This is a genomic window from Pseudomonas sp. Pme6b, from assembly GCF_058129925.1.
Window position 1 is genome coordinate 4,262,966 of the sequence record NZ_CM176704.1, and the last position, 11,078, is coordinate 4,274,043.

The window sequence follows — 11,078 nt, forward strand, 5'->3', positions numbered from 1 at the left end:
ATGAGGGTTAATACTGTGCTTGAAGCCTACCGTAAACACATCGAAGAGCGTGCCGCCCAGGGCATCGTGCCCCAGCCGCTTAACGCCGAACAAACTGCAGGCCTGGTCGAGCTGCTGAAGAATCCCCCGGCTGGCGAAGAAGCTTTCCTTGTCGATCTGATCACCAACCGCGTTCCGCCAGGCGTTGACGAAGCCGCTTACGTAAAGGCCGGTTTCCTGTCTGCCCTGGCCAAGGGCGAAGCCACTTCTCCCCTGATCGACAAAAAACGTGCAACCGAACTGTTGGGCACCATGCAGGGCGGCTACAACATCGTCACCCTGGTTGAACTGCTCGACGACGCCACCCTCGCGCCGGTCGCCGCCGAACAGCTCAAGCACACCCTGCTGATGTTCGATGCCTTCCACGACGTGGCCGAAAAAGCCAAAAACGGCAACGCTCACGCCAAGGCTGTCCTGCAGTCCTGGGCTGACGGCGAGTGGTTCAAGAAGCGTCCGACGCTGGCCGACAAGATCAGCCTGCGCGTCTTCAAGGTCACCGGCGAAACCAACACCGATGACCTGTCCCCGGCACCTGATGCCTGGTCCCGTCCGGATATCCCGCTGCACGCCCTTGCCATGCTGAAAATGGCCCGTGACGGCATCGTTCCAGACGTTCAGGGCTCTATCGGCCCGATGAAACAGATCGAAGAAATGCGCGGTCAGGGTTTCCCTATTGCCTACGTCGGCGACGTGGTCGGTACCGGTTCCTCGCGTAAATCGGCAACCAACTCGGTACTGTGGTTCTTCGGCGACGACGTTCCTTACGTGCCGAACAAGCGTGCCGGTGGTTTCTGCTTCGGCAGCAAGATTGCCCCGATCTTCTACAACACCATGGAAGATGCTGGCGCCCTGCCGATCGAATTCGATGTCTCGAACATCAACATGGGTGACGTGATCGACGTCTACCCGTACGCCGGCAAGGTGTGCAAGCACGACAGCGACGAAGTCATCACCACCTTCGAAATGAAGACCCCGGTGCTGCTCGACGAAGTTCGCGCAGGCGGTCGTATTCCGCTGATCATCGGTCGCGGCCTGACCAGCAAGGCGCGCGCCGAACTGGGCCTGCCTGAGTTCGACCTGTTCAAGACCCCTGACCAGCCAGCCGAAAGCACCAAGGGTTACACCCTGGCGCAGAAGATGGTCGGCAAGGCGTGCGGCGTTGCAGGCGTTCGTCCTGGCACCTACTGCGAGCCGAAGATGACCACCGTCGGTTCCCAGGACACCACTGGCCCGATGACCCGCGACGAGTTGAAAGACCTGGCATGCCTGGGCTTCTCGACCGACCTGGTCATGCAGTCGTTCTGCCACACTGCAGCCTATCCAAAGCCTATCGACGTCAAGACGCACCACACGCTGCCTGACTTCATCATGACCCGCGGCGGCGTTTCCCTGCGTCCAGGCGACGGCATCATCCACAGCTGGCTGAACCGCATGCTGCTGCCGGACACCGTCGGCACCGGTGGCGACTCGCACACCCGCTTCCCGATCGGTATCTCCTTCCCGGCCGGTTCCGGTCTGGTGGCGTTTGCCGCTGCTACCGGCGTCATGCCGCTGGACATGCCTGAGTCGATCCTGGTTCGCTTCAAGGGCAAGATGCAACCCGGCATCACCCTGCGCGACCTGGTTCACGCCATTCCTTACTACGCCATTCAGGCTAGCCTGCTGACCGTAGAGAAGAAAGGCAAGAAGAACGCATTCTCCGGCCGCATCCTGGAAATCGAAGGCCTCGACAACCTGAGCATCGAGCAGGCTTTCGAGCTGTCTGACGCCTCTGCCGAGCGTTCGGCTGCCGGTTGCACCATCAAGCTGGCCAAAGAGCCGATCATTGAATACCTGAATTCGAACATCACCCTGCTGCGCTGGATGATCGAACAGGGTTACGGTGATCCGCGCACCCTGGAGCGTCGTGCTCAGGCGATGGAAGCCTGGGTTGCCAACCCGGAGCTGCTGGAAGCCGACAAGGACGCCGAGTACGCCGAAATCATCGAAATCGATCTGGCCGACGTCAAAGAGCCTGTGCTCTGCGCGCCGAACGACCCGGACGATGCCCGCCTGCTGTCTTCGGTACAGGGCGAGAAGATCGACGAAGTGTTCATCGGCTCCTGCATGACCAACATCGGCCACTTCCGCGCTGCGGGCAAGTTGCTGGATCAGGTCAAGGGCCAGCTGCCGACGCGTCTGTGGCTGTCGCCGCCGACCAAGATGGACGCTCACCAACTGACCGAAGAAGGCTACTACGGCATCTACGGTAAGGCTGGCGCGCGTATGGAAATGCCGGGCTGCTCGCTGTGCATGGGTAACCAGGCACGCGTGGAACCGAACTCGACCGTAGTGTCGACGTCGACCCGTAACTTCCCGAACCGTCTGGGTGACGGCGCGAACGTCTACCTGGCCTCCGCCGAGCTGGCGTCCGTTGCTTCGATTCTGGGTCGCCTGCCGACCGTCGAAGAGTACATGGGCTACGCCAACCAGATCGACACCATGGCAGCGGACGTGTACCGCTACCTGAGCTTCGATCAGATCGCCGAGTTCCGTGAAGCCGCTGCGAACGCCAACATCCCGGCCGTTCAAGTGTAAGCACGAAAGCAGGCGTTAAAAGAACCCCATCCTCGTGATGGGGTTTTTTTTGTTTGAATCACCCTCGTACATATATTTTTCACATTCGGATGGCTATAGTAGCGACCCTTGTTGGGGAGTAGCCTGCTCTTGACTCCGGTCACTGAGCGTTCGCATCAACATTCTCGGCTGCATGCCGTGGTGCGGACACCTTCTGGTTGGCGAGACCAACGATGCATCCATGCCTAAAGTCGGGCGTGTGGTTGCGTCGTTGACTCATAGCCCGACTGGATATAACCGTGAACCCGATTTCCCTCCTCTTTCTCGCGCTTGCCATGTCCACGGACGCCTTTGCTGCGGCCCTTGGTAAAGGAGCAAGCCTGCATAAACCGCGCTTTATCGAAGCGTTGCGTACCGGTTTGATATTCGGCGCTATCGAGACCATCACCCCGGTGATCGGTTGGGGCATCGGTCAGGTCGCCGCCCGCTTCGCTGAAAGCTGGGACCACTGGATTGCCTTCACCTTGTTGCTGGTACTGGGCCTGCACATGATCTACAACGGCATCAAACACGATGACGATGAAGAACAGGAAAAACCCGGCCAGCACTCGTTCTGGATTCTCGCCGTCACCGCATTCGCCACCAGCATCGATGCACTGGCGGTCGGCGTAGGTCTGGCATTTGTCGACGTCAATATCGTGATTGCCGCCCTGGCGATTGGCTTGGCAACCACGGTAATGGTCACCATCGGGGTGATGTTGGGCCGAGTGCTCGGCACCATGGTCGGCAAGCGCGCTGAAATCGTCGGCGCGACGATTCTGTACGAGCACCTGTCAGCGGCTTGATCGACAGCCTGAAGCCTGTAACCACGCACAAAAAAACCGCATCTTTCGATGCGGTTTTTTTGCTTACGGCCTTGCTACGACAGCGGTCAGACCGTCAGGGCCTGCCCACTCATGGCCAGGTCCAGCAGCTCACGGTTGGCAACGGCGTACATGGCGTAATCCGTGCCGCTTGCCGCACGAAGCTCGACCAGCATGGCACGCCAGCGCTCGACCATCAGCGAGTGCTGCTCCAGCCACAGGGCCAGACGCGCATCGATCTCCGAAGGACCGTCAGCCATTTGCAGGACCGACACGGTGATCGCCCGCTGTTGCCAGTCGACATCGTCACGGAACGCTTCACGCGCCAGGGCCTGCCAGTTGTTTTCCACCGGCAGGCTGCTGATCTGTTGCAAGTACCAGGTGATGTCCAGCGCGCTGCCCACGGCAAAGTACGCCTTGGCCACGTCGGCAGCGTTCTGCCCGGTCACGTCGGAGGCTTCGATGATCGGCAGCAGCGTGTACAGGTGCGTCGTACCCGCCACCATACGCGCCAGCAGTTCCGGCACACCGGCTTCGACATAAGCCTGATAACGCGTCTGCCATATCTCGCGGGTAGGCCCGTCTTCCAGCAACTCGTCAAGCTTGAGGCCCAGTGCGGCGAGGTGCGGACCGAAGTGCGCCACGTCACGACCGGCATCCAGCTCGTTGCGACGACTGCGCAGGAACCAGCGCGTTGCACGACGCCCAAGACGCATCAGTTCATCCATCAGCGCCAGCTGGATCTCGGCGGAAACCTTGTAGTCCAGCGCTTCGATCTGACGGAACCAGTGCGGCAGGTGGAAGATGTCGCGCACAATCACGTAAGCACCAGCCACAGCCGCAGCACTCATGCCGGTCGACTCCTTGAGCCGCTGCACGAAGGTGATGCCCATGTGGTTGACCAGATCGTTGGCGATCTGGGTGCTGACGATCTCGCGTTTCAGACGATGACTGCGCATGGCCGTTGAAAATCTGGCCCCCAGCGATGGCGGGAATGCAGTTTCCATATCGCGCGCCAGATAATCGTCATCCGGCACACGGGATTCCAGCAACGCTTCCTTGAGGTCGATCTTGCTGTATGAGATCAATACCGACAGTTCGGCACGGCTCAAGCCCTGTTTGGCCGCCACCCGCTCGGCGATCTGCTCTTCAGCAGGCAGGAACTCAATGGCGCGGTCGAGCTTGCCACGGGCCTCCAGGTCATTCATCAGACGCTTGTATTCAGCAATCCGCTCGTAAGCACGGCGTGCTGCCAACGACAGTGCCTGAGTCTGCTTGTAGTTGTTACCCAGCACCAGGTGGCCCACTTCGTCGGTCATGCTTTCGAGCAGCTGGTTGCGCTGCTTCCCGGTCATGTCACCGGCCTGCACCACCTCGTTGAGCAGGATCTTGATGTTCACTTCGTGGTCGGAGCAGTCCACACCACCGGCGTTGTCGATGAAGTCGGTGTTGGTCGCGCCGCCATTGAGGCCGAACTCGACACGGCCCAGCTGGGTCATGCCCAGGTTGCCACCCTCGCCCACCACCTTGCAGCGCAGCTCGTTGCCATCGACGCGCAGCGCATCGTTGGCCTTGTCGCCCACATCGGCATGCGATTCTTCGCTGGACTTCACGTACGTGCCGATACCGCCGTTCCACAACAGATCGACCGGCGCCTTGAGCAGCGCATGCAGCAGTTCGGTCGGGGTCAGCTTGTCGGCCTTGATATCGAAGCGCGCCTTCATCTGTTCGGTGATGGCGATACTCTTCAGGCTGCGCGGGAAGATCCCGCCGCCAGCGGACATGATGCTGGTGTCGTAGTCGGTCCAGGACGAGCGCGGCAGATTGAACAGGCGCTGACGCTCGACAAAGCTGCTGGCCGGGTCCGGATTCGGATCGATGAAAATGTGCAGGTGGTTGAATGCGGCAACCAGTTGCAGCTTGTCGGACATCAGCAAGCCGTTGCCGAACACGTCACCGGCCATGTCGCCGATGCCGATCACACTGATGCTGTCCTGCTGGACATTGATGTCGCGCTCACGGAAGTGACGCTGCACGCCTACCCACGCGCCCTTGGCGGTGATGCCCATCTTCTTGTGGTCATAACCGGCCGAACCACCGGACGCGAACGCGTCACCCAGCCAGAAGCCGTAGTCGATGGCGATGCCGTTGGCGATGTCGGAAAAGGTAGCGGTGCCCTTGTCGGCTGCGACTACCAGATACGGGTCATCATCGTCATGACGCACCACATTGACCGGCGGTACCAGCACGCCTTCCTTGAGGTTGTCGGTGATGTCCAGCAGCCCCGAGATGAAGATGCGGTAGCAGGCAATCGCTTCAGCCTGCACCTCATCACGGTTGCCAGTGGTCGGCAGACGGCGCGGCACAAAACCGCCCTTCGCGCCGACCGGCACGATGACCGAGTTCTTCACCTGCTGGGCTTTTACCAGGCCCAGCACTTCGGTACGGAAGTCTTCTTCGCGATCAGACCAGCGCAGGCCGCCACGCGCCACGTTGCCGAAGCGCAGGTGCACGCCTTCGACGCGCGGCGAGTAGACGAAGATTTCAAACTTGGGCACCGGCTTTGGCAATTCGGGGATCAGGCGCGGGTTGAACTTGAAGCTGAAATAGCCCTTGCTCTGCCCGTTGGCATCAGCCTGATAGAAGTTGGTCCGCAGGGTCGCCTTGATCAGGTCCAGATAACGACGCAGGATGCGGTCTTCGTTGAGCACCTGAACGTCGTCCAGGGCAGTCAGAATCGCCTGTTCCAGACGCAGCTGCTTGTCATCCAGATCGTCGGAACCCAGCTTGCGCGCCAGGTAGAAACGGGTCTTGAACAGACGCGTCAGCTCGCGGGCAATGTCGGTGTGGTTGTTCAGCGTGCTGGCGATGTAGCCCAGATCGAAGCCCAGACGAATCTGCTTCAGATAGCGCGCATAGGCACGCAGCAGCGCCACGTCGCGCCAAGGCAGACCGGCAGTCAGCACCAGACGGTTGAACGCATCGTTTTCGGCGTCGCCGCGCACGATATGCACGAACGCATCCTGCAAGGTGTCATTGAGCTGTTGAATATCGAGGTTCAGACCTTCGCCATAGGTAAAGGCGAAGTCATGAATCCAGAATTCGCGACCATTGGCGTGGTGCAGGCGATACGGGAACTCGCCCAGTACACGCAGACCGAGGTTTTCAAGAATCGGCAACACATCGGACAGTGCCAGCGGTGTGTCGGCGTGATACAGCTTGCAATGCAATTGCTGGCGGCCACCAGCCAGTGGCTGATAGAAGCTCATCACCAGCGGATTGGTTTCGCTCAGGCTCAGCACGTGCTGCATGTCGACCACCGCCGAATGCGCAGCAAAGCGCTCGCGGTAGCCGGCCGGGAAACCTTTCGGGAAATCGGCCAGCACGTTGGTGCCGTGGGCCTCGCCAAAGCTCTCGACCACAAGACTGGCGTAGTCGTCTTTCCACGAGCGACAGGCCTGAATGACTTCGTTTTCCAGCTGGGCAACGTCGATGTCCAGATTGACCTTCGGATCGACCCGCAGGATCAACTGCACACGCGCCAGCACGGATTCAGAGAAGAACGTCCAGAACTCGCAATCGCTGGCTTTCAGGCGATCCATCAATACCTGCTGGATCTTCTGGCGCACTTCGGTTGAATACACGTCGCGCGGCACATAAGCCAGGCAGTAGCAGAAACGGCCGTATGGGTCCTTGCGCAGGAACACGCGAATCTTGTTGCGCTCCTGAATCTGCACGATGGACATGACCGTAGTGAACAACTCGTCCACCGGCGTCTGGAACAAGTCGTCACGGGGCAGCACTTCGACGACCTGCGCCAACTCCTTGCCCAGGTGCGCCTTGGCGTCGAAACCGGAACGGCGCTCGACTTCTGCGACCTTGCGACGGATGTACGGGATCTGCCGTACGCTCTCGCCATACACCGACGAGGTGTACAGGCCCATGAAGCGACATTCCTTGATGACCTTGCCCGAGGCATCGATCTGCCGGATCGACACGTAATCCGGATAGGCAGGACGGTGTACGCGGCTTGGATGCGCCGCCTTGGCAAACGACAGCAGCACCGGCTCTTGCAGGTATTTCACTGCGTAGTCTTCGATGTGCAGCTCTTCGCGGGTCAGACCGGGGCGTAACAGTCGGGTCAGCCCCAGGAAAGACGACTCGTCATACACCAACTGGCCGCCTTCGGCGTCGTTGCGTACTTCAAACTCTTCATAACCCAGAAAGGTGAAGTGGTTATCCACCAGCCATTGCAGGAAGACCTTGATCTCGGCCTTCTCTTCGACGTCGGTATTGGATTCGTTGGCATCGATACTGGCCAGCAGCTCATGCAGACGCGCTTTCATCGGCCCGAAGTCTTCGACGGCAGCACGTACCTCGCCCAGCACCTGCCCCAGCTCGCGAGCCAGCACATTCAACTCGCTGACGTTGGCGCAGCGGTCGATCTCCAGGTACATCAGCGATTCCTGCAGCACGTCCTCGCCGGTGGTGCCCTTGGGCAGCAGCTCCAACAGTTCGCCAGCAGCGCCGCGACGCACGCTCAGTACGGTGGTCTGCAGGGTGTGGATGCTGTAACCGCGACGGTTCAGCTCGGTACGCACGGAGTCGACCAGAAACGGCAGGTCGTGATGCAGCACTTCAACGGCAGTATGAGTCGACTGCCAGCCGTGGCGCTCGTAATCAGGGTTGTAGACCCGGACCTGCGGGTGAGCGTGCTCGAAACGCTCCAGCAGGCGCCATGCGGACAAGGTGCAGCCTGCCAGGTCGGACAGACGCCGCTGGGTGAGTTCGTCGAGGGAAATGATGCCGAAGAATTGCTCGGCAAACAGCGCCACTTGTGGCAGTGCCTGTTCGCTGATGTGCTGAGCCAGTGCCGCTTGCAGTTGATGCTGGAAGTCGGCCTTGCTGGCTGCGGTGAAGAACGCCATCTGTGGTACTCCGCTTTGGCTTTTATTGGGGAGGCTTGAAGAAGGTGTTGCGACCGGTGTGCCCTTACATTCACTTGCGTGGGCATAACCTGATCGAGTGTAAAGCTAAAGTACTAACGCGCGCTGTGTCAGGGTAGTCACATTTGAATGCGGGAATAAAAAACTGCGCGCATCCGACACCGTACACCACTCGTCTGCCATGCAGCTTAACGAGAGCTGACGGCGTGCTGCTTACGAGGCTGCGACATATTCGGTCATCAGGTCGCGTTAAAATCCGCACGATGGTGCCAAACATCCCCGACAAAATTTACTCGGGACTGGCAAAATCCCCCTGACGCCTCAGTTGCCAAGACCCGGAGCCCCATCATGCAAATCAAGACCGCCAGCCTCATCGCCAACCCGTGCGACGACGAATACGACGACATGGCGCTGCTTTGCTGCCACGCAGAGAACGGCGTGCTGTTTTCCCTGGCCCGCTTCCCGGACGAGAACGAAGTGGAAATCACTGTCAGCGATGAAAAGTCACTGAATGTGTCCAGCCTGAAAGTCAGCTTCAGTGCCGAGCGCCTGTTGGTGGAAATCACCCCGGAGGACGCGAAGCAGCTCGATGGCCACCACCAGTATGAAATTCTGCACGGCACCGACGCAGCCGAGCTGCAGGATGTTCACCACACGCTACAGATCATTCTTGAAAACGTGGGCGAGTACACCAGCACGATCAGTTAACGGGCAAAACCGCTAGAGTGAGTACTTCGCCGTACAGGAGCCCGTCATGAACCGCATTTTCGACGCCCACTGCCATATCATCGACCCGCACTTCCCGCTGATCGCCAATAACGGCTACCTGCCGGACCCGTTCGGCGTCGGAGACTACCTTGCGACGGTCCAGCCGCTGGGCGTTCAGGGCGGCGCGGTGGTGTCCGGGTCCTTTCAGGGCTTTGATCAGGGTTATTTACTTCAGGCGCTGCGCTTGCTGGGGCCGGGCTTCGTCGGTGTCACTCAACTGCCCGCCAGTGTCACCGATACTGAACTGGACACCCTCAATGCCGCAGGCGTGCGCGCCCTGCGTTTCAATCTCAAGCGCGGCGGCTCGGAGCAGCTCGACCAGCTGGAAGCGCTGGCCGTGCGAGTGCATGAACGCGCAGGCTGGCATTCGGAGCTGTACATCGACTCCCGAGAACTGGCGGAAATAGAAACCCGTCTGCTGAAATTGCCAGCGATCAGCATCGATCACCTGGGATTGAGCGCCGAAGGATTGCCCGTGGTGCTGCGTCTTGCCGAGCGCGGTGTGCGGGTCAAGGCCTGTGGTTTTGGACGCGTTGACTTCCCGGTGCGCGAAGCACTCAGGGATATCCATGCCGCCAATCCGAATGCGTTGATGTTCGGCACTGACCTGCCCTCCACGCGAGCGCCCCGCCCTTTCCAGCCTGACGATATCGAATTGCTGATCGACGCACTGGGTGAAGGCGGCGCCCGTCAGGCGTTGTGGGATAACGCAGCTGAATTCTATCGGCTCTAACCCTGCCGCATTCGACGGCCTGACCCTGTCGTCCTACACGCCCATACACAGAACATGTAGGGCAATTCCCAGTTAAATGACGTATGCGTCTCTAAATGCAATAAAAAACGCGGTAGTCGTTAGTCGATACCTGCCTGGATGGATTAAAGTATCGCCCCCAGCTCAGCAGTCACCAGACACAGCTGATCACCCTGCCAGGAACCGTCACCGATGGAACATCGTGAAGCGCTGATTGCGCTGCGAACCTTTCTTTCAACGCAGATCCTTGGCCAGGAAAAGCTGATCGAACGCCTGCTCATCGCCCTGCTTGCCGACGGTCACATGCTGGTCGAAGGCGCACCCGGCCTGGCCAAGACCAAGGCCATCAAGGAACTGGCAGAAGGCATCGAAGCACAGTTCCACCGCATTCAGTTCACCCCCGACCTGCTGCCTGCCGACATCACCGGTACGGAAATCTATCGCCCGGAAACCGGCAGTTTCGTATTCCAGCAAGGGCCGATCTTCCACAATCTGGTACTGGCCGACGAAATCAACCGTGCGCCGGCCAAGGTTCAGTCAGCGCTGCTCGAAGCCATGGCCGAACGCCAGGTGAGCGTGGGCCGCAGCACCTACGACCTGTCACCGCTGTTTCTGGTCATGGCCACCCAGAACCCCATTGAGCAGGAAGGCACCTACCCGTTGCCAGAAGCTCAGCTCGATCGCTTTCTGATGCACGTCAAGATCGGTTTCCCGGATGCCGCCGTCGAACGCAAGATCCTGCAACAGGCGCGTGGCGAAGCCCTGAATGGCGAAACCAAGCCGGAACGCCGTGTCAGCCAGCAGGCGATCTTTGCCGCACGCAAGGAAATTCTCGGCCTGTACATGGCCGATGCGGTCGAGGAGTACCTGGTGCAACTGGTCATGGCCACCCGGACCCCGGCCAAATTCGACCCGGAACTGGCCGAGTGGATTGCCTACGGTGCCAGCCCGCGTGGTTCCATTTCGCTGGACCGCTGCGCCCGCGCACATGCCTGGCTGGCCGGACGTGACTTCGTCAGCCCCGAAGACATTCAGGCAGTGCTGTTCGATGTATTGCGCCACCGGATCATCCTGTCGTTCGAAGCCGAAGCTGCCGGTATCGATCAGGATCGCGTGATTCAGCGCATCCTCGACGTCGTGGCCGTCGCCTGAGCC

General features: G+C 59.9%; 6 protein-coding genes. 5 read left to right on the forward strand and 1 reads right to left on the reverse strand.

Annotated features, from left to right (window positions below; all coding sequences use genetic code 11):
• Nucleotides 1-15: 15 nt before the first annotated feature.
• A complete protein-coding gene (acnB, locus tag AC4ANE_RS19315) occupies nt 16-2,616 on the forward strand; it encodes a bifunctional aconitate hydratase 2/2-methylisocitrate dehydratase (RefSeq protein ID WP_002554471.1) in 2,601 nt (866 codons plus the stop codon).
• A gap of 278 nt (nt 2,617-2,894) precedes the next feature.
• The gene (mntP, locus tag AC4ANE_RS19320) at nt 2,895-3,440 is read left to right on the forward strand and encodes a manganese efflux pump MntP (RefSeq protein WP_460408467.1); all 546 of its coding nucleotides are present in this window, start codon (nt 2,895-2,897) and stop codon (nt 3,438-3,440) included.
• 86 nt (nt 3,441-3,526) lie between these two features.
• Here mntP and AC4ANE_RS19325 read toward each other — a convergent pair whose 3' ends face one another.
• Nucleotides 3,527-8,386: an NAD-glutamate dehydrogenase gene (locus AC4ANE_RS19325; RefSeq protein ID WP_002554473.1), complete on the reverse strand. Its 4,860-nt coding sequence runs from the start codon at nt 8,384-8,386 to the stop codon at nt 3,527-3,529.
• A 366-nt stretch (nt 8,387-8,752) separates the two neighbouring features.
• On the opposite strand from AC4ANE_RS19325, the gene AC4ANE_RS19330 reads away from it, so the two are divergent.
• From AC4ANE_RS19330 to AC4ANE_RS19340, 3 genes are all read left to right on the forward strand, one after another.
• Complete coding sequence (locus AC4ANE_RS19330; protein ID WP_460408469.1) at nt 8,753-9,112, forward strand: hypothetical protein; 360 nt, start codon at nt 8,753-8,755, stop codon at nt 9,110-9,112.
• A gap of 46 nt (nt 9,113-9,158) precedes the next feature.
• Nucleotides 9,159-9,905, forward strand: a complete 747-nt coding sequence (locus tag AC4ANE_RS19335) for an amidohydrolase family protein (RefSeq protein WP_002554475.1) — start codon at nt 9,159-9,161, stop codon at nt 9,903-9,905.
• Between the two features lie 210 nt (nt 9,906-10,115).
• Nucleotides 10,116-11,075 carry an AAA family ATPase gene (locus tag AC4ANE_RS19340; RefSeq protein WP_002554476.1) on the forward strand — a complete coding sequence of 320 codons (960 nt, stop codon included), beginning with the start codon at nt 10,116-10,118 and terminating at the stop codon, nt 11,073-11,075.
• The last annotated feature ends 3 nt before the right edge of the window (nt 11,076-11,078 follow it).

Excerpts from the sequence above, each read along its gene's own strand:
- AC4ANE_RS19325 (WP_002554473.1), bottom strand. The coding sequence starts at position 8,386 with ATGGCGTTCTTCACCGCAGCCAGCAAGGCCGACTTCCAGCATCAACTG.
- AC4ANE_RS19330 (WP_460408469.1), top strand. The coding sequence starts at position 8,753 with ATGCAAATCAAGACCGCCAGCCTCATCGCCAACCCGTGCGACGACGAA.
- AC4ANE_RS19335 (WP_002554475.1), top strand. The coding sequence starts at position 9,159 with ATGAACCGCATTTTCGACGCCCACTGCCATATCATCGACCCGCACTTC.
- AC4ANE_RS19340 (WP_002554476.1), top strand. The coding sequence starts at position 10,116 with ATGGAACATCGTGAAGCGCTGATTGCGCTGCGAACCTTTCTTTCAACG.